This window comes from Pseudomonas sp. Q12-87 (genome assembly GCF_001269755.1).
Lineage (GTDB): Bacteria > Pseudomonadota > Gammaproteobacteria > Pseudomonadales > Pseudomonadaceae > Aquipseudomonas > Aquipseudomonas fluorescens_S.
This window is the reverse complement of record NZ_LHVI01000004.1, coordinates 372,779-392,561: the sequence shown is the minus strand read 5'-3', so window position 1 is coordinate 392,561 and position 19,783 is coordinate 372,779. Positions and strand designations below refer to the sequence as shown.

The 19,783-nt window shown below is 61.1% G+C and carries 14 protein-coding genes and 1 tRNA gene; 13 read left to right on the top strand and 2 right to left on the bottom strand.

Translation table 11 applies throughout. The features are described 5' to 3' along the window. The first annotated feature begins 33 nt into the window (after positions 1 to 33). The 13 genes from AD663_RS02815 (at position 34) to AD663_RS02760 (ending at position 17,363) form a co-directional block, all read left to right on the top strand. Positions 34 to 3,777: a bifunctional diguanylate cyclase/phosphodiesterase gene (locus AD663_RS02815; RefSeq protein WP_003177679.1), complete on the top strand. Its 3,744-nt coding sequence runs from the start codon at positions 34 to 36 to the stop codon at positions 3,775 to 3,777. 15 nt (positions 3,778 to 3,792) lie between these two features. Continuing rightward, positions 3,793 to 3,869 (top strand) — tRNA-Ile (locus tag AD663_RS02810). 252 nt (positions 3,870 to 4,121) lie between these two features. Beyond that, positions 4,122 to 6,440 carry a hypothetical protein gene (locus AD663_RS02805; RefSeq protein ID WP_256217154.1) on the top strand — a complete coding sequence of 773 codons (2,319 nt, stop codon included), beginning with the start codon at positions 4,122 to 4,124 and terminating at the stop codon, positions 6,438 to 6,440. A gap of 35 nt (positions 6,441 to 6,475) precedes the next feature. Continuing rightward, complete coding sequence (locus AD663_RS02800; protein ID WP_003177664.1) at positions 6,476 to 6,937, top strand: Lrp/AsnC family transcriptional regulator; 462 nt, start codon at positions 6,476 to 6,478, stop codon at positions 6,935 to 6,937. A 271-nt stretch (positions 6,938 to 7,208) separates the two neighbouring features. Beyond that, positions 7,209 to 8,891, top strand: coding sequence for an NAD(P)/FAD-dependent oxidoreductase (locus AD663_RS02795; RefSeq protein WP_003177663.1), 1,683 nt, complete (start codon positions 7,209 to 7,211; stop codon positions 8,889 to 8,891). Between the two features lie 12 nt (positions 8,892 to 8,903). After that, complete coding sequence (locus AD663_RS02790; protein ID WP_003177662.1) at positions 8,904 to 9,698, top strand: carbon-nitrogen hydrolase family protein; 795 nt, start codon at positions 8,904 to 8,906, stop codon at positions 9,696 to 9,698. Positions 9,699 to 9,746: 48 nt separating this feature from the next. Next, positions 9,747 to 12,170 (top strand): pyrroloquinoline quinone biosynthesis protein PqqF, encoded by a 2,424-nt coding sequence (gene pqqF / locus AD663_RS02785; protein WP_053213233.1) that lies wholly within the window; start codon positions 9,747 to 9,749, stop codon positions 12,168 to 12,170. 157 nt (positions 12,171 to 12,327) lie between these two features. Beyond that, positions 12,328 to 12,402 (top strand): pyrroloquinoline quinone precursor peptide PqqA, encoded by a 75-nt coding sequence (gene pqqA, locus AD663_RS28115; RefSeq protein WP_003177660.1) that lies wholly within the window; start codon positions 12,328 to 12,330, stop codon positions 12,400 to 12,402. Between the two features lie 80 nt (positions 12,403 to 12,482). Beyond that, a complete protein-coding gene (gene pqqB, locus AD663_RS02780) occupies positions 12,483 to 13,394 on the top strand; it encodes a pyrroloquinoline quinone biosynthesis protein PqqB (protein ID WP_003177659.1) in 912 nt (303 codons plus the stop codon). A gap of 11 nt (positions 13,395 to 13,405) precedes the next feature. Beyond that, the gene (gene pqqC, locus AD663_RS02775; RefSeq protein WP_003177658.1) at positions 13,406 to 14,158 is read left to right on the top strand and encodes a pyrroloquinoline-quinone synthase PqqC; all 753 of its coding nucleotides are present in this window, start codon (positions 13,406 to 13,408) and stop codon (positions 14,156 to 14,158) included. Then, positions 14,155 to 14,430: a pyrroloquinoline quinone biosynthesis peptide chaperone PqqD gene (gene pqqD, locus AD663_RS02770; protein WP_003177657.1), complete on the top strand. Its 276-nt coding sequence runs from the start codon at positions 14,155 to 14,157 to the stop codon at positions 14,428 to 14,430. Before pqqC ends, pqqD begins: the two co-directional genes overlap by 4 nt. Beyond that, positions 14,402 to 15,571, top strand: a complete 1,170-nt coding sequence (gene pqqE, locus AD663_RS02765; RefSeq protein ID WP_003177656.1) for a pyrroloquinoline quinone biosynthesis protein PqqE — start codon at positions 14,402 to 14,404, stop codon at positions 15,569 to 15,571. The genes pqqD and pqqE overlap by 29 nt, the downstream gene beginning before the upstream one ends. Then, a complete protein-coding gene (locus AD663_RS02760; protein ID WP_003177655.1) occupies positions 15,537 to 17,363 on the top strand; it encodes a S9 family peptidase in 1,827 nt (608 codons plus the stop codon). The genes pqqE and AD663_RS02760 overlap by 35 nt, the downstream gene beginning before the upstream one ends. 130 nt (positions 17,364 to 17,493) lie before the next feature. On the opposite strand, the gene AD663_RS28110 is transcribed toward AD663_RS02760, so the two are convergent. Beyond that, positions 17,494 to 17,652, bottom strand: coding sequence for a YqaE/Pmp3 family membrane protein (locus tag AD663_RS28110; protein WP_003177654.1), 159 nt, complete (start codon positions 17,650 to 17,652; stop codon positions 17,494 to 17,496). 344 nt (positions 17,653 to 17,996) lie between these two features. Next, positions 17,997 to 19,775 (bottom strand): acyl-CoA dehydrogenase C-terminal domain-containing protein, encoded by a 1,779-nt coding sequence (locus AD663_RS02755; RefSeq protein WP_053213232.1) that lies wholly within the window; start codon positions 19,773 to 19,775, stop codon positions 17,997 to 17,999. Positions 19,776 to 19,783 lie beyond the last annotated feature (8 nt).

The following is a 19,783-nucleotide window of genomic DNA, read 5'->3' as shown; positions in this document are numbered from 1 at the left end:
GAAACATCCTATCCAAGCCATAACGAGACAGTGATGCCCAGACTGACGGCCGCGCTTTTGCTGTCATTGATGACCTGGACCGCAACAGCTGGCGCGTTGACGCTCACCGATGAGGAGCTCCGCTGGCTGAAGGACCATCCCGACCTGCGCCTGGGTGTCGATGCCTCATGGCCGCCGTTTGAGTTTCGTGATGATCAGGGCCGCTACCAGGGCTTGGCCGCCGATTACGTCGACATCATCCGTGAGCGGTTGGCCATCAAGCTGACCCCCATCGAACCGGCCAGCTGGACTGAAGTGCTGGAGCAGGTCGTACAGGGCAAGATCGACCTTCTCCCGGGCATCATGTCCACCCCCGAACGGCAGAACTACCTGGCCTTTACGCGGCCTTATCTCGACTTTCCCATTGTCATCCTCGCCCATCATGGCGGCGCCCAGCCTCACAGTCTCAAGGAGCTCTATGGCCTCAAGATCGCCGTGGTGGAGAACTACGCGCCGCACGAACTGCTGCGCAACCACCATCCGGACCTGAACCTGGTAGCGCTGCCCAACGTCAGTTCAGCCCTGCAAGCATTGGCGACCGATGAAGTGGACGCGGTGGTGGGCGACTTGGCCTCCAGCGTCTGGAGCCTGCGCCAACTCAAGCTCGAGGGCCTGTATGTCAGTGGGGAAACCCCTTATCGCTATCAGCTGGCGATGGGCGTCCCCCGAGACAACAAGATCTTGGTGAGCATCCTGGACAAGGTCTTGGCGGACATGAGCCCGGCCGAGGTCAACGAGATCCAGCAGAAATGGGTCGGCAATGTGCATGATTACCGTCAGTTCTGGTCGGACCTGCTGGTTTACGGCTTGCCTACGCTGCTGGTGCTGGTCGGCATCCTGGTGGTGGTGATTCGCATCAACCGCCGCTTGAGCTCCGAAATCGCCCGGCGTGTCGACCTCGAACAGGAATTGCGCAGCAGTGAATACCATTACCGTGGGCTGGTGGAGAGCCTTTCGGCGATTGCCTGGGAAGCACGAGTCAGCGATTTCACCTACAGCTACGTCTCTCCCCATGCCGAAGAATTGCTCGGCTATCCTCTTGCCCATTGGCTGATCCCGGGATTCTGGCGCAACATCATTCATCCCGCCGACCTGATCCGCGCCCAGACTTATTGCGATCATGAGGTGCTGGCGGGCCGCGACCACTGCATCGATTACCGCGTGATCACCGCCGATGGCCGTTGCCTGTGGGTACGCGACATTGTCAGCCTGATCGAACATGGCCACGAGCCAGTTATGCGCGGGCTGATGATCGATATCAGTGAAGCCAAGCGCACCGAGGAAGCGCTGCGCCTTTCGGAGCAGAAATTTGCTTCGGTGTTCCGCCAGTGCCCAGACATCCTGGTGATTGCGCGCCTGCTGGATGGCTGCCTGCTGGAGGTCAATACGGCTTTCGAAGAGCAGATCGGCCTGAGCGCCGCAGAAGTGGTCGGCCGCAGCGCAACCGAACTGAACATCTGGGGCATCCAGGGCGTGGGCCCGAGCCTGTTGCAACGTTTGCAGGCCGGGAGCATCCGCAACCTGGAAATGCCCTTTCGCCGCAACAACGGCCAAGTGTTCACCGGGCTGATTTCCGCCGAACCTTTTGACCTCGACATGACGCCTGCCCTGGTCGTGGTCGTGCGTGACATCAGCCAGCTCAAGGAAACCCAGCAGCAGTTGCAGACCTCGGAAGAGAAGTTTGCCAAGGCGTTTCATGCGTCACCCGACGGCCTGTTGCTGTCCCGGCAAAGCGACGGCCTGCTGATTGAAGTGAATGAAGGCTTCAGCCGCATCACCGGTTTCAACAGCGCCCTTTCTGTGGACCGGTCGACACTGGACCTGGGTATCTGGGTCAACCTCAACGAGCGCAAACAGATGCTCGACCTGCTGAAACGGGACGGGTTCGTCAGGGATTTCAGCTGCCATATCCGCCGCAACGACGGGCAGATCCGGCTCTGCGAAGTGTCCAGCCGGCCGCTGCCCATCGGCAACGAAGATTGCATGCTGACCATCGCCCGGGACATCACCGAGCGCCATCTGATGCAGGAGAAACTGCAACAGGCGGCCACCGTTTTCGAAAGCACCGCCGAAGGCGTGCTGATTACCGATACGCAACAGCACATCAGCGCCGTGAACCGCGCCTTCACTGAAATCACCGGCTACAGCGAGACGGAAGCCTTGGGCCATACGCCGCGCTTGCTCGCCTCCGGGCTGCATGACAGCGCGTTTTACGCGGCGATGTGGCACCAACTGACGGCGGAGGGACACTGGCAAGGAGAGATTTCCAACCGGCGCAAGAATGGCGAGCTGTACCCCAGTTGGCTGACCATCAGTGCGGTGCGCAACCGGGAGCAGCAGATCACCCATTTCGTCGCGGTCTTCGCCGATATTTCCAGTCTCAAGCATGCCCAGGCCCGGCTCGATTACCAGGCTCACCACGACCCCCTCACCGGGCTGCCGAATCGCACCTTGTTCGAAAGCCGCTTGCTGACGGCCCTGAACAACCAGCAGGAAAACGGCGGCCAGGGCGCGGTGCTGTTCCTGGACCTGGATCGCTTCAAGCACATCAACGACAGCCTCGGGCATCCAGTCGGCGACCTGTTGCTCAAAGGGATCGCCGTGCGCCTGCGTGAACAGTTGCGCGACATCGACACCGTCGCGCGCCTGGGCGGCGACGAGTTCATCATCCTGCTCCCCGGCCTGCAGCAGCCTAGCGATGCCGAACACATCGCCCAAAAACTGCTGAATTGCTTTGCCGCGCCGTTCCAGGCCGGCGAGCACGAGTTTTTCATCAGCGCCAGCATCGGCACCAGCCTCTATCCACAGGACGGCTGTGATGTCGCCACACTGGTCAAGAATGCGGATGCCGCGATGTACCGCTCCAAGGCCAAGGGACGCAACCGGGTGGAGAGCTACACCCGCGACCTCACCGCCCAGGCGAGCGAACGCGTGGCCTTGGAGCATGAGCTGCGACGGGCAATCGAGCGCAACGAGCTGTCATTGTCCTTCCAACCGAAAATCAGCCTTGCCGATAACCGGCTGGTGGGCGCCGAGGCGCTGATTCGCTGGTATCACCCGACGTTTGGCGACGTGCCACCGGAACACTTCATTCCGCTGGCGGAAGAAAACGGCATGATCCTGCAGATCGGCGATTGGGTACTGGAGCGTGCCTGCCGCCAACTTTGCGAATGGAACAGCACCTACGAAAGCCTCGGTCCCCTGTCCGTCAACCTGGCCGGCGCCCAACTGCGCCAACCCAACCTGCTGGGGCGCATCGAACAACTGCTGCGCGAGAACCGTCTCCAGCCTGACTTATTGCAACTGGAAATTACCGAAAACTTCATCATGAGCCAGGCCGAAGAAGCCCTGACAGTGCTGCACCAACTGAAAAAACTGGGCGTGCAACTGGCCATCGACGACTTCGGCACCGGCTACTCATCCCTGAGCTACCTCAAGCGCCTGCCGCTGGACATCCTCAAGATTGACCAATCCTTCGTTCGCGGCCTGCCCGACGACCCTCACGACGCGGCTATCGTGCGGGCAATCATCGCCCTGGGCCGCAGCATGCAATTCACCATCATTGCCGAGGGCGTCGAAACCTTGGCGCAGCAGCAATTTCTCACCGAAGAAGGGTGTGAACAGATCCAGGGCTACATCGTCAGCCTGCCCCTGTGCGCCGATGAGTTTGCCGCCACGTTTCTTCGTATGACCGTATCGGATTTTTCGGATAGCACAGCCGAGAAACCGTCGCTATAATCCGCGGCCTACTGAGGGCCTATAGCTCAGTTGGTTAGAGCAGAGGACTCATAATCCTTTGGTCCACGGTTCGAGTCCGTGTGGGCCCACCAAACAAAAAAGCCGCGCATTGCGCGGCTTTCGTGTTTTCCCCTTTCCTTGTTCCTGGACTCGCCTGAAGTAATACTTTGAAGAATAAACGACGGGCTACCCCCTTCGCCCAAGCCGTTCAACCTTCTCCAGCGAGATTCCCTATCATCGCCAGCCCCAGCCTTCCCCGCCTGTTTCTCGATTTGTTCTGGCAACTCGGCCTCCTGCTGGTGCCGGCTTTTTTCGTCACGATATTGCCTCCCCCGTTGGCTTTGTTGGCCGTATTGTTCTTCGGCTTGTTGATGGGGCTTGCCACGCGATTCGGTTTTCCATCGGCCGCAAGGGTCTGTGGCAGATTGATCGTCGGCGCCGTGTTCGGCCTGGGTTTCAGCGTGGGCAGGGCGTTGCCTGAGTGGTGGGGGATTTTCGCGGCCATTGCCAGCATCGTCGGCGGACTGGCGTGCGTCAGTAAATGGGAGCGGCGTCTGGGCTTGGCGGCCGTGTCCAGCAAGGGCGCCAGCGCCTGGGGTGGAAGCGAGCCGCAACTGACGCCTGAAGGCGAGCCGATCCGGGTGTTCAACCACAGTGAAATCGCCATGGGGGGTCCCACTTATTGCGACTACCTGTTCCCCGATGGCGTGCTTGTGCAAGGCCTGGGTTCCTCGGCACTGTTTTCCCGCGATGGGCGCTATTTCGCGGCGACGGTGCCTTCTCGGCAGGAATGGGGGCTGGTTGTTCTCGACCGTCAGCAACGCCGGCTGTATCGCTGTGCCGACAGTGAATTCTGGGAGCTGGACACTTTTGAGCAGGACGTATTGAGCGGCCGCCATAGCCCGCTGATAGACGACAGCGTTCGCCAGCTCCGGCTGGATGAGTTGATGAAAACAGCAGAAATGATCGAGCTGATTCCTGTCGCGGACCTCTGGCTCGAGCCTGGCTGGCATCCTGACAATATGCCGCACACCTTCGCACGACCCAGCGCCGATGGCCGACAGCAGTTGGCGGGCCAGATCATTTTACCCGCGACCCTCCGTGATCTGGCCCAGCCACTGGAACCGCTGTATGCCCCGCGTTATGCCATCAGCGTCAACGACCAGCCGTCAGGGCTGATCATGGCCGCCGATGCGCCATTGGTTTGGGGGGCGGATCATTGCGCCTTGGTGTGCCTGGCCCGCGAGCAGGCCAACGATGCCGAAGGCGACCAGTATTGGTTCTGGCAATCGGACCACGGCTGGCGCGCACTGCCCTCGCCTTGGGTGAAGACCGCCGCTGAACCCTCTTTCTACTGGCACGAATTGCTCAGCCTCGATGCAAGCCATGTCCATGTCGGTGCGTACCTCGACTATCCCCGACCGAGCGCCGGCCGCTACGGCTACCGCCTGGACAGCATCCACAGCGATACCGAGACCCAGACCGGTCATGACGCCCAAGGTCGGGTGCAGGTCGATGAGTTCAAACTGACCCGCACGGCTATTGTGATGCCCCTGGACAGCCAGGGCCGACGAGGCGACTCTGGCATCGAGACGCAACCGCTGCAGGATGGGACATGTGCTCGTCTGACCTGGCTGGGCGACAACCGCGAAGGGCTTGGCGGTTATCGCTGCCAGATCGGCGACTGGCTTTTGCCTGGGGCTTGGCTACTGGATCATCGAGTCTCCGATTGCGGGCGCTACCTGGCGCTGCTGCCCTTTGAAAACTCAACGACCGTCACCACCCATGCGGTGGTTGCTGATCTGCAACATCGGCGCCTGCTGCAAGGGCCTGATTTGTGGGTAGAGCGGATACTCGATTTCCGTGATGGCCGGTTGAGCCTGGCGGTGGTCGCAGGTCGCCTGGATAACGAGCTGGAAAGCAGTCCTCTGCAACGTTTCAACGTCGCCGCGCCACCGGTCGGTGATGACGCGTCCTTCTGCCGTCCCAGCGATCAATATCGGTTGTACTACACCACCGTACAGCTGCAACCAGAAGACGCCCAGCTAAGCGCAATCGCCCCTTGGCGCCGGGTGGACGGCCCGCAAGCGGCGACTGCCGATGGTGACTTCATCCAGCCCTCACCGACCCAGCGTGATGCGGCCTGGCTGTTCGGCAGCGAGACGGAATATGCCGACAGCTGGGTACGCACCGGCACACCACGGCTTGGAGGCCATTTACTGACGGCATCGGGCTGTGCGCTGGACAACTTGGCGCCCTCGATGATCTGGTCAGCGCAGGGCCGCTATCTTGCCTTGACCCGTATGGCGACCGACGTGACAGAGCTGTGCGGAAGCTACCGCGGCTGGCAATTGCTACTCCTCGATACCCAAGAGCACACACTGCGCGAGCATCCCCAATGGCTGGGCAACAGACCCCTCTTCGAAGGCTTCGATGCAAGCCAGCTACGGATCCGGTGTTACGAACGCGATTGGGAAGCTGAAGACGATGAGGATCCAGGTTCAGTGCAGCCGTTCTCATTGGACTTGCTGTTGCAATTGCCCGCTGAGCAGCTCATTTGCCAAGACGGGCTCTGGCTCAAGTCTTCACAGGCGCACTTGGCACCTGCCTGGCGCGCACTGGCTTTACCTGACATCCACTATTTCAAGCGAGAGAGCCTGTAACATGCCTGCCACTGATGCCCGCGCCGGAGCCGACCTTGCCTGATTCCCGTCCTTGCGTCCTTGATGAAATCGATCGCCAACTGATCGCGGCCCTGCAAATCAATGCGCGGGAAAGCGTCGCCATGCTTGCCCGGCAGTTGGGCATTGCCCGCACGACCGTGACCTCGCGGTTGGCGCGGCTGGAAAAAACCAAAGTGATTACCGGATACGGCGTGCGCCTGGGGCAGCGGTTGATTGACGGCGGTTTGCAGGCCTACGTCGGTATCAAGGTCCAGCCGCGCTCCGGAAAAGATGTGCTGCGGCGCTTGAGCGCCATGGCCCAGGTGCAGCAGTTGTGTGCGGTCAGTGGTGAATTCGATTACGTCGCCTGGCTGCGCACCGACTCGCCCGAACAGCTGGATCAACTGCTGGACCAGATTGGCAGCGTGGACGGCGTGGACAAGACCACCACCTCGATCATTCTCAGCAGCAAGATCGATCGGGGGCAGCCGGTCTAGGGCCTATCTGAATCTGTGGGAGCGGGCTTGCTCGCGAAAGCGGTGCATCAATCGCCATAAATGTTGAATGTGCTGTCGTATTCGCGAGCAAGCTCGCTCCCACAAGAACGTTTCGTCATTTAGATTTATTTCTACGGCGAAATGACTGACGACAGAGCAAAACGACGACACATTGCGTCTTATTAACGTGCTCTATGCTCCCTAGAATGGCTGGCATCTTTTCCTATACTCAGACGCGAACACCGCGTCGAGTCGCCTAACAAGGTCAGCCATGAACAAGAACAATCGCCACCCCGCAGACGGTAAGAAGCCCATCACCATTTTTGGACCGGACTTTCCTTTCGCCTTTGACGACTGGATCGAACACCCGGCCGGCCTGGGCTCGATCCCGGAGCACAACCATGGCACGGAGGTGGCAATTGTCGGGGCTGGGATCGCCGGTCTTGTGGCGGCCTACGAGCTGATGAAGCTGGGCCTCAAGCCTGTGGTCTACGAGGCCTCGAAAATGGGCGGGCGCCTGCGCTCGCAGGCCTTCAATGGCGCCGAAGGCGTGATTGCCGAGCTGGGGGGCATGCGTTTCCCGGTGTCGTCCACTGCGTTCTATCACTATGTCGACAAGCTGGGCCTGGAGACCAAGCCGTTCCCTAACCCGCTCACCTCGGCGTCGGGCAGCACCGTCATCGACCTGGAAGGCCAGACCTATTACGCAGAAAGCATGACTGACTTGCCGGCGTTGTTCCAAGAAGTGGCCGACGCCTGGGCCGACGCGCTGGAGGCCGGCTCGCGCTTCGGCGAGATCCAGCAAGCGATCCGCGACCGTGATGTGCCGCGCCTCAAGGCGCTATGGAACACCCTGGTGCCGCTGTGGGACGACCGCACCTTCTATGATTTTGTCGCCACCTCGAAAGCCTTCGCAAAACTTTCGTTCCAACACCGCGAGATATTCGGCCAGGTCGGTTTCGGCACCGGCGGCTGGGATTCGGACTTCCCCAACTCGATGCTGGAAATCTTCCGCGTGGTGATGACCAACTGCGACGATCATCAGCACCTGGTGGTAGGCGGCGTGGAGCAGGTCCCTCACGGGATCTGGAAACATGTGCCGGAGCGTTGCGTGCATTGGCCAGAAGGCACCAGTTTGAATTCGTTGCACCTGGGCGCGCCGCGTAGCGGGGTGAAGCGAATCGCCCGTGCCGACAACGGCAACTTCAGCGTGACCGATGTCTGGGATAACACCCGCGAATATGCCGCCGTGCTGGTGACCTGCCAGAGCTGGCTGCTGACCACCCAGATCGAATGTGAAGAAGCGCTGTTCTCGCAAAAGATGTGGATGGCCCTGGACCGCACCCGCTACATGCAGGCGTCCAAGACATTCGTGATGGTCGACCGGCCGTTCTGGAAAGACAAGGATCCCGAAACCGGTCGCGACCTGATGAGCATGACCCTCACTGACCGCCTGACCCGGGGCACCTACCTGTTCGACAACGGCGACGATAAGCCAGGAGTGATTTGCCTGTCGTATTCCTGGATGAGCGATGCGCTGAAAATGCTCCCGCATCCGGTGGAAAAACGCGTGAAGCTGGCCCTCGACGCCTTGAAGAAAATCTACCCGAAGGTGGACATCGCCGCCCGGATCATCGGCGACCCGATCACCGTGTCCTGGGAGGCCGACCCGCATTTCCTCGGTGCATTCAAGGGTGCCCTGCCCGGCCACTATCGCTACAACCAGCGCATGTACGCCCATTTCATGCAGGACGAGATGCCGGCCGAACACCGAGGGATCTTTATCGCCGGCGATGACGTCTCATGGACACCCGCCTGGGTTGAAGGCGCGGTACAAACCTCACTCAATGCCGTGTGGGGAATCATGAAGCACTTCGGCGGTGAAACTCACGCCGAGAACCCGGGTCCAGGGGATGTATTCCATGAGATCGGTCCGATCGCCCTGCCCGAATAAAAGGAGTTGTCGATGCGTGTAGCCCTTTACCAATGCCCACCGCTGCCACTGGATCCGGCAGGCAACCTGCAGCGCTTGCATCAAGTCGCGCTGGAGGCCAGGGGCGCCGATGTATTGGTGCTGCCGGAGATGTTCATGACCGGCTACAACATCGGCGTCGACGCGGTGAATGTCTTGGCCGAGGTCTATAACGGCGAATGGGCGCAGCAGATCGGCCGTATCGCCAAGGCAAGCCAACTGGCGATCGTCTATGGCTATCCCGAACGCAGTGAAGATGGGCAGATCTACAACTCGGTCCAGCTCATCGACGCCCAGGGCGAACGCCTCGCCAATTACCGCAAGAGCCATTTGTTCGGCGATCTGGATCATTCGATGTTCAGCGCCGGCGATTCGACGCTGCCTGTCGTGGAACTCAACGGCTGGAAACTCGGCCTGCTGATCTGCTACGACCTGGAATTCCCGGAAAACGCCCGGCGCCTGGCCCTGGCCGGGGCCGAGCTGATCCTGGTGCCTACCGCCAACATGCAGCCCTACGAGTTCATTGCCGATGTCACCGTGCGTGCGCGGGCCATCGAGAACCAATGCTTCGTGGCCTACGCCAATTATTGCGGTCACGAAGGTGAATTGCAGTATTGCGGACAAAGCAGCATCGCCGCTCCAGATGGCAGCCGCCCCGCCCTGGCGGGGCTCGACGAGGCGCTGATCGTCGGCGACCTGGATCGACAGTTGATGGACGCCTCCCGTGCGGCCTACAACTACCTGCACGACCGCCGCCCCGCCCTTTATAACGACTTGCTCAAGCACTGAGCCGGGCTAATCCGCTAGCATGAGCGCATCCCTGTTCTGGAAGCGCTCATGCCGGTCCCTGATTCCCTACGCCCTCATACTCAAACCCTGGCCAATGGCATCGGGGTGACAGTTCGTCATGTCCCCGGACTCAAGCGCAGCGCCGCAGTGTTGCGCGTAGCGGCCGGCAGCCATGATGCCCCCCTGGCCTGGCCTGGGTTGGCGCACCTGCTTGAACATCTTTTCTTCCTTGGCACCGAGCGGTTTCCCACAACAGACAACCTGATGGCTTACGTGCAGCGGCACGGCGGCCAGATCAACGCTCGTACCAGTGAACGCACCACCGATTATTTCTTCGAATTGCCACCTGCCGCCTTCGCCGGCGGATTGGAGCGGCTGGCAGACATGCTCGCTCACCCGCGACTGGACGAAGCCGATCAACTGCGCGAGCGAGAAGTGCTGCAAGCCGAATACGTCGCCTGGTCCCAGGACGCGGCAGCCCAGCGCCAGGTTGCGCTGCACGAAGGCCTCGCGGCGAATCATCCGCTACGGGGCTTTCATGCGGGCAATCGCGACAGTCTCGAAGTCACGCAGCCTGAATTCCAGGCGGCATTGCATGACTTTTACCGCAGGTTCTACCAGAGCGGCCAAATGACATTGAGCCTGGCCGGCCCGCAGAGCATCGATGCGTTGAGCGCACTGGCCCGGCAGTTCGGCGACAGCGTGCCGGCGGGCGACGCGGTTGCCAGGCCTTTGCCACCGAAGCTGATGGCGGCGCCCCAGGCCAGTTATCAACAGGTCGGCGAAGAACATTTCGATCTGCTGTATGCCCTCGAAAATCTGCCTGAAGCTTCACCGCAAGCCCTGGATTTCCTCTGCACGTGGCTGAACGCCAGCAAACCAGGCGGTTTGCTCGCCACCTTACGTCAGCGCGGTTTGGCTGACAGCCTCCAGGCCACCGTGCTGTATGAATTTGCCGGGCAGGCGCTGCTGCACATCGAATTCAAGCGCGACAATGCTCGGGCCCCGGATGAAATCCAGGCATTGCTGCACGATTGGCTGGGTTTTTTCGCAGCCCAGGACGACTGGGCACCGTTGCGCCAGGAATTCACCGCACGCCTGAAGCGTCGACAGGAGACAGCATCTGCCCTGCAACTGGCGCGCTGGGACTGTGAGAAACGTGACGGTCCGCTGTCGGAAAGCGACCTTGTCAGACTCAGGACAATCCTCAGGCAACTTGAGCCTGTGGATAACGTGACGGGCCCATGGCAACTGCCCACGCCCAATCCGTTCCTGCAAACGGCCAGCGAACCAGCCCGCGCCGGGCTGATACGTGGCCAGACCAGCGCCCATCGCGGTTTGCGCACCTTCGCCCAGGACCGCTCCCGGGGCCGGCGGGAGCGCTCGCCCATGCAATTCAGCCAGGCATTTGCCGATGACAGCCGCGAAGGTGCGGTGTACCTGCGTTGGCGGTTGGCGGCCTCGCTCGATCTTCAAGCCAGACTCGATTGGCACCTGCGGGACTTGCGTGAAGATGCTCGCCAGGCTGGCGTGGAGGTGTCCTTCGATTGCGCCGACGATCAATGCCTGTTGAGGCTGGTAGGGCTGCAAGCTCCGTTACCGTTGGTGCTGGAGCACATCTTGTCCATGCTGAGCCAGCCGCTGCCGGCTGTCCCGCCCCGCAACGAAACGCCGCTGATGCCGATCAGACATTTGTTGAAGCACTTGTCGGACTACTGCCAACGCGACCGGCAAGCTTCGGCACTGCCACTGACGGACAGCCCGTGGGCAAGTGCCCGGTGGGATGGCCTGGCCATCGGCTTGTCGACGGCCACCCAGGCGGCCATGGGCCCAGTTTTGGCCCAAGTGCCCGGCATCGCCAGCCAGGAAGCCGAACCGAGGACGCCGTCCACGCATCGTGTCTGGCACCAGCTCCAGGCCCAGGGCGACGAACAGGCCGTGCTGCTGTTTTGCCCAACGCCGACCCAGGCCTTGCCCGACGAGGCGGCATGGCGGCTGCTGGCGCAGCTGTGCCAGACCCCGCTCTACCAGCGCCTGCGGGTCGAGTTGCAGTTGGGTTACGCCGTGTTCAGCGGGTTGAAGCAAGTTGATGGGGAAACCGGCGTGCTGTTTGGCGTGCAATCGCCCGATGTCTCGGCGGGGCAGTTGATTGCCCATATAGAGGAGTTCCTCAGCGGTTTGCCGGCGCTGATCCAGCAAATCGATGATTCAACCCTGGCTCATCGGCAGCGGGCCCTTGCCGCCCAATTCGAAAGCGCCGCCCTGCCCTGCGCCGAGGCGGCCGAACTGCTCTGGCAGGGCAAGCTGGCGGACCGGCCGTCGGATTACCTTGAGCAGTTATCCGCAGCGATTATGCGTCTGGACCGCGAGCAGCTACTGGCGGCCGCCCGGCGTTTGATCGACGCACACGGTGGGCGGATTTGCCTGAGCAACGGAGCCTGTCCGGGCGCTCCCTGGCATGCAGCGGATTGATCATTGCAATCGCTGCAATGAGCTTTCTCGGAGAATCGCGGCGAACGAATTTGTCAGATTTAGTAACATAGCCGCCTAAGCATCTGAACATCTCCGAACGGAGGTGGACTATATGTATAGATTCCAACCGCCCCACCCCAACCAAAGGAGTATTCCCATGTCTTGGTCCAAACCCGCATATATCGACCTGCGTATCGGTTTCGAAGTCACCATGTACTTCGCCAGCCGTTGATTGCTGCAGGCGGTTAAGCACGCAGCACAACGCCTCGGTCAGCCGGGGCGTTTTTATTTCGGTTTGCAGATGGAGCGGCCATGTTTGTCCAGATTCTAGGTTCCGCCGCCGGTGGCGGTTTCCCCCAATGGAACTGCAACTGCGCCAATTGCGCAGGTTTTCGCGACGGCAGCCTGCGGGCCTTGGCGCGCACCCAATCGTCCATCGCAATTTCCGATGACGGTGTGAACTGGGTACTGTGCAATGCCTCGCCGGACATTCGCGCCCAGCTCCAGGGTTTCGCCCCGATGCAACCTGGCCGGGCGCTGCGGGACACCGGCATCGGCGCCATCATCCTGATGGACTCGCAGATCGACCACACCACCGGCCTGCTCAGCCTGCGCGAAGGTTGCCCCCATCAAGTCTGGTGCACCGACATGGTCCATGAAGACCTGAGCACCGGCTTCCCGTTGTTCAACATGCTGACCCATTGGAACGGTGGGCTGAGCTGGAACCGCATCGAACTCGACCGCAGCTTTACCATCGCTGCCTGCCCGAACCTGCGCTTCACCCCGCTGCCGTTGCGCAGTGCCGCGCCGCCCTATTCGCCGCACCGCTTCGACCCGCACCCGGGCGACAATATCGGGCTGATCGTCGAAGACCTGCGCACCGGCGGCAAGCTGTTCTACGCCCCGGGCCTGGGCAAGGTCGACGGGCCGTTGCTGGAGATCATGGCCGGTAGCGATTGCCTGCTGGTGGACGGCACTATGTGGGACGACGATGAAATGCAGCGCCGTGGCGTCGGCACTCGCACTGGCCGGGAAATGGGCCACCTCGCGCAGAACGGCCCCGGCGGCATGCTGGAAGTGCTGGGACAACTGCCCGAACAGCGCAAGGTCCTTATTCACATCAACAACACCAACCCGATCCTCGATGAAGACTCCGCCGAACGGGCCGAGCTGGTGCGGCGCAATGTCGAAGTGGCTTACGACGGCATGAGTATTGAACTGTAGGAGCAACTGAAATGACTGACATCCCCCTGTCCCTCGCCGAGTTCGAAGCGGCCCTGCGTGCCAAGGGTGCGTATTACCACATCCATCACCCTTACCACGTAGCGATGTATGAAGGCCGCGCCACCCGCGAGCAGATCCAGGGCTGGGTCGCCAACCGCTTTTACTATCAAGTGAACATCCCGCTCAAGGATGCGGCGATCCTCGCCAACTGCCCGGACCGGGAGATCCGCCGCGAGTGGATCCAGCGTTTGCTCGATCATGACGGCGCGCCCGGCGAAGACGGCGGTATCGAAGCGTGGCTGCGACTGGGACAAGCCGTGGGGCTGGACCCCGATCAGTTGCGCTCCCAGGAATTGGTGTTGCCCGGCGTGCGTTTCGCGGTGGATGCCTACGTCAACTTTGCCCGCCGGGCCAGTTGGCAAGAAGCCGCCAGCAGTTCGCTGACCGAGCTCTTTGCCCCGCAGATCCACCAGTCGCGCCTGGACAGCTGGCCGCAGCATTACCCATGGATCGACCCGGCCGGTTATGAATATTTCCGCACCCGCCTGGGTCAGGCCCGGCGTGATGTGGAGCATGGCCTGGCGATCACTTTGCAGCACTACACCACCCGCGCGGGCCAGGAGCGCATGTTGGAGATTCTCCAGTTCAAGCTGGATATTCTCTGGAGCATGCTCGATGCCATGACCATGGCCTACGAATTGAACCGCCCGCCCTATCACAGCGTGACTGGGCAACGGGTTTGGCACAAAGGGATCACTCTATGAGTTTCGACCGCGGCAAGACCCCGCGCTGGCGCCCCGGCTATCGTTTCCAGTACGAACCCGCCCAGAAAGGCCACGTGCTGCTCTATCCTGAAGGCATGATCAAGCTCAACGACAGCGCTTCGCTGATCGGTGGCCTGATCGATGGTGAACGGGACGTCGCAGCGATCATCGGTGAGTTGGCGAAGCAATTCCCCGACGTGCCGGAACTCGGTGACGACATCGAGCAATTCATGGAGGTCGCCCGTGCAGAGCACTGGATCGAACTTGCCTGACACCACCGGCCTGCCGCCAAAGCCTGAAGTCGGCCTGCCGCTGTGGTTGCTGGCGGAGCTGACCTACCGGTGCCCGCTGCAATGCCCGTACTGCTCCAACCCGCTGGACTTTGCCGAGCAAGGCAAGGAGCTGAGCACCGAGCAGTGGTTCAAGGTGTTTCGCGAGGCCCGGGAGATGGGCGCCGCGCAATTGGGCTTTTCCGGTGGCGAGCCGTTGGTGCGCCAGGACCTGGCCGAACTGATTGGCGAAGCGCGCAGGCTGGGTTTCTATACCAACCTGATCACCTCCGGCATCGGCCTGACCGAGCAGAAAATCAGCGACTTCAAGAAAGCCGGCCTTGATCATATCCAGATCAGCTTCCAGGCCAGCGACGAGCAAGTCAACAACCTGCTCGCCGGGTCAAAGAAGGCCTTCGCGCAAAAACTGGAAATGGCCCGGGCGGTCAAGGCCCACGGTTATCCGATGGTGCTGAACTTCGTCACCCATCGGCACAACATCGACAAGATCGACCGCATCATCGAGCTGTGCATCGCCCTTGAAGCCGACTTCGTCGAGCTCGCCACCTGCCAGTTCTACGGCTGGGCGCAGCTCAATCGCGTCGGCCTGTTACCCACCCGTGAGCAACTGGTCCGCGCCGAGCGCATCACCAACGAATATCGTGCCAAGCTGGAAGCCGAAGGCAATCCGTGCAAGCTGATCTTCGTCACCCCGGACTACTACGAAGAACGCCCCAAGGGCTGCATGAATGGTTGGGGCAGCATCTTCCTGACCGTCACGCCGGACGGCACTGCACTGCCCTGCCACGGCGCACGACAGATGCCCGTGCAATTTCCCAACGTGCGCGAGCACAGCATGCAGCACATCTGGTACGACTCGTTCGGCTTCAACCGCTTTCGCGGCTATGATTGGATGCCCGAACCCTGCCGTTCCTGCGATGAAAAAGAGAAGGACTTCGGTGGCTGCCGCTGCCAGGCGTTCATGCTGACGGGCGACGCCAGCAACGCCGACCCGGTGTGCAGCAAGTCCGAGCATCACGGGATCATTCTGCAGGCTCGCGAAGATGCCGAGCACGCCACGCAAACCATTGAACAACTGGCTTTTCGCAATGAACGAAACTCGCGCCTCATCGCCAAAGGCTGATCCTTTCAGCGCCGCCCAGGCCGTTGCCGCCGGTACCGACTTCGCTGAATTGCGCGTCGGCCCCCTGGGCCTGTTCTGGAACGAATACCGCCCCGAAGACAGCGCCTGCCGGATCTGGCATTGGCAGGACGCCAAGGCCCGCTGCCTGACGCCAAATGGATTCAGCGCACGCAGCCGGGTCTATGAATACGGCGGCGGTGCGTTCTGTTTGAGCGATGACGGCGTGCTGTTCGTCAATGAGGCCGATCAGCAGATTTATCACCAAACCCTGGCTGGCGAACGTCCGGTGGCGCTGACCTCGGGCGACTGTCGATACGGGGATCTAGGTTTCGCCGACGGCCAGGTGCTGGCGGTGGAAGAACAGGCCAACCAGCATCGCCTGGTGTCGATCGGATTGGCCGATCATCAGCGGCATGTGCTGGCTGAAGGCACGGATTTTTATGCTTCGCCGACGGTGAGCCCGGACGGCCAGCGGTTGGCATGGATTGAGTGGAGTCGTCCGCATCAGCCGTGGACGGCAACGCGATTGATGCTGGCCGAGCGCAACGTGAGCGGTTGGGGCGAACCGCGCTGCGTGGCGGGTAATGCTGAAGAAGAGTCGATCCAGCAACCGCGTTTCGATGACTCGAACCGGTTGTATTGCCTGACGGATCGCGCCGGTTATTGGCAACCCTGGGTGGAATCGGCCCAAGGTCTTGAGCCGCTGCCCGCCGCCGAAGCCGATCATGCGTCCGCTCCGTGGCAACTGGGCGGCTGTACTTGGCTGCCCCTGGATTCACGCACTTATCTGGCGAGCTGGACCGAGGCAGGCTTTGGTCGCCTGGGCGTGTGCCGCCAGGATGCCAGCGAGGACTACACCGGTACTTACACGCGTTTGCGCAGCCTCGCGCTCGATGACTCCTTCATCTATGCCATCGCCGCTTCGCCGACGAGCCCATCGGCGGTGATTGCGATTAAACGACAAAGCCACGCTGTAACAGTCCTGGCCGGCGGCCTCGCGCCGCTGCCCGTCGAACAGATCAGCCGTGCGCGTACGCTGCGCTACCCCTCGGCGTCGGGTGAAGCCCATGGGTTCTTTTACCCGGCGATGAACACCGAAGAGAAACCGCCCTTGGTGGTCTTCATCCATGGTGGCCCCACCTCGGCCTGCTACCCGGTGTTTGATCCGCGCATCCAATACTGGACCCAGCGCGGCTTTGCCGTTGCCGACCTCAACTACCGTGGCAGCAGCGGCTATGGACGGGCGTATCGGCAGGCGCTGCATCTGAGCTGGGGCGTGGTGGATGTCGAAGATGCCTGTGCGGTGGTCGCTTACCTGGACGAGCAACACCTGATCGATGGCCGTCGGACATTCATTCGTGGCGGCAGTGCCGGCGGCTATACCACCCTGTGCGCCCTGGCGTTCCACGATGTATTCCGCGCCGGCGCCAGTCTTTACGGTGTCAGCGACCCCGTCGCCCTGGGCCGTGCTACGCACAAGTTCGAAGGCGATTACCTGGACTGGCTGATCGGCGACCCACAGCAGGACGCCGAACGCTACCGCGCCCGTACGCCGCTGTTGCATGCAGACCGGATTCGCACACCGATGATCTTTTTCCAAGGGGAATTGGACGCCGTGGTCGTGCCGCAGCAGACCCGGGATATGGTCGAGGCGTTGGAGGCGAATGGCGTTACGGTCGAGGCGCACTACTACCCTGATGAGCGCCATGGCTTTCGCAAGGCGGCGAACCAAGCGCATGCCCTGGAGCATGAGTGGCTGTTTTATCGCAGGGTGATTGATAGCGATCTCTAACAACAGCGGTCACTGTGGCGAGGGAGCTTGCTCCCGCTCGATTGCGCAGCAATCGCAAAGCACATTGGGACCGCTGCGCGATCCAGCGGGAGCAAGCTCCCTCGCCATAGATAAATCCCGCATTGCGCGATCAGCGCTTGGCGATGATATACACCGCATGCACGATGCCTGGGATGTAGCCCAACAGCGTCAGCAGAATATTCAGCCAGAAAGCCCCGCCGAAACCCACTTGCAGGAACACACCCAGCGGCGGTAGCAAGATGGCGATGATGATACGAATGAAATCCATGGATGACTCCTGATGGCCGATGGCTAAGTTGCCTTAGCTGATGGACACCTGACCGCTCGCCAGGGTTCAGTGGCACATCCGCAGGAAACTGCCCAACCGGGCGAGGCCGTGGGCAAATAAAAAACGCACACAAAAGAAAACCCCGCCGAAGCGGGGTTTTGCAGACTGTTTCCCTGACATCCATTTCACTCCGCCGTCCTGGCAGAATCCTACGTGTCCGTGTTGTTTACTTTGCGCGTCCTGCGCTACGTCCATGGAAAGTAGATTAGCCCTGGATCCAATCCGCCGGTAGAGGGAAAATGCCAGCACGCTGTGTAAGCAAATGCTTACACAGCGCTCTTGTCTCAGAATTGGCCAGCTTCCAGCAGGAACAGCGATTCACTGCCCGCCCTTACCGAAGCGCTCAGGGAATGAATACGCGGCAGCAGGCGTGCGAAGTAGAACCGTGCGGTGCCCAATTTGCTGGCGTAGAAATCATCCTGGTTCTCCTTGCCCAAGGCCGCCCTGGCCATCAGCGCCCACATGTAGGCATAGGCGGTGTAGCCGAACACTTGGAGGTATTCCACTGAAGCCGCGCCGATTTCATTCGGGTTGTTTTTGGCCCGGTCCAGCAGCCACTCGGTCAGTTGATCCAGCGTACTGACAGCATCGTTCAGGGGTTTGGTGAACTCGGCCAGGTCGCCGCCCGCAGTGGCAGTGAAGTGACGAATTTCATCGGCAAACAACCTATAGAACGCACCGCCGCTGCCGACGATCTTGCGCCCGACCAAGTCCAGGGCCTGGATGCCGTTGGTCCCTTCGTAGATCTGGGTGATGCGCACATCACGCACCAGTTGCTCCTGGCCCCATTCACGGATGTAACCATGACCGCCGAAAATCTGCTGGCCATGAACAGTGGTTTCCAGGCCTAGGTCGGTCAGGAAAGCCTTTGCCACCGGGGTCAGCAAGGCCACCAGGTCTTCGGCGCGCTTGCGGGTCGCCGGGTCTTCGCTGAATTTCGCGGTGTCCAGTTGCATCGCCACGTAGGTGGAGAATGCGCGGCCACCCTCGTTCGATGCTTTCATGGTCAGCAACATCCGGCGCACGTCGGGGTGGACGATGATCGGGTCCGCGACCTTATCCTTGTTCTGCGCGCCGGTTGGGGAACGGCTCTGCAAGCGGTCACGGGCGTATTCGATAGCGTTCTGGTAGGAGCGCTCACCGGTCGCCAGGCCTTGGATACCGACGCCCAGGCGCTCGTAGTTCATCATCGTGAACATCGCCGCGAGGCCTTTGTTCGGCTCACCCACCAAGTAACCCACGGCTTCGTCGAAGTTCATGACGCAGGTGGCGGACGCCTGGATACCCATCTTGTGTTCGATCGAGCCGCAGTTGGCCGCATTTCGCGCACCCAGGCTGCCATCGGCATTGACCATGAACTTGGGCACCAGGAACAACGAGATGCCTTTCGGGCCGGCCGGTGCGTCCGGCAGCTTTGCCAGCACCAAATGAATGATATTTTCGGTAAGGTCGTGCTCACCACCGGTGATAAAGATCTTCGTGCCGCTGACCTTATAGGAACCGTCGGCCTGGGGCTCGGCCTTGGTGCGAATGATCCCCAGGTCCGTACCGGCGTGGGGTTCGGTCAGGCACATGGAGCCGGCCCAGACGCCAGCGTACATATTCGGCAGGTACGCGGCCTTCAGTTCTTCGCTGGCGTGGGCATTGATCGACAGGCAAGCCCCGGCGGTGAGCATCGGGTACAGGCCGAAGGACAGGCTGGCCGAATTGACCATTTCCTCGACCTGGGCCGAAACGGCCTTGGGCATGCCCATGCCGCCGTACACCGGATCGCCGCCGACACCGACCCAACCGCCTTCAGCGTAAGTCTTATAGGCCTGTGGGAAACCTGCCGGCGTGGTGACGGCACCGTCGGCCCAATGACAACCTTCTTCGTCAGCCGCGCGGCTGAGGGGGGCGATGCTCTTGCTGGTGACTTTGCCGGCTTCTTCGAGGATCGCCTCGACGGTTTCCGCGTCTACGGTATCGGCCAACGCTGGCAGTTGGGCCCAGAGCTTCGCAACCTCGAACACTTCATTGAGGACGAAGCGCATATCGCGCAGGGGCGCTTTGTAGTCAGCCATGGCAAACC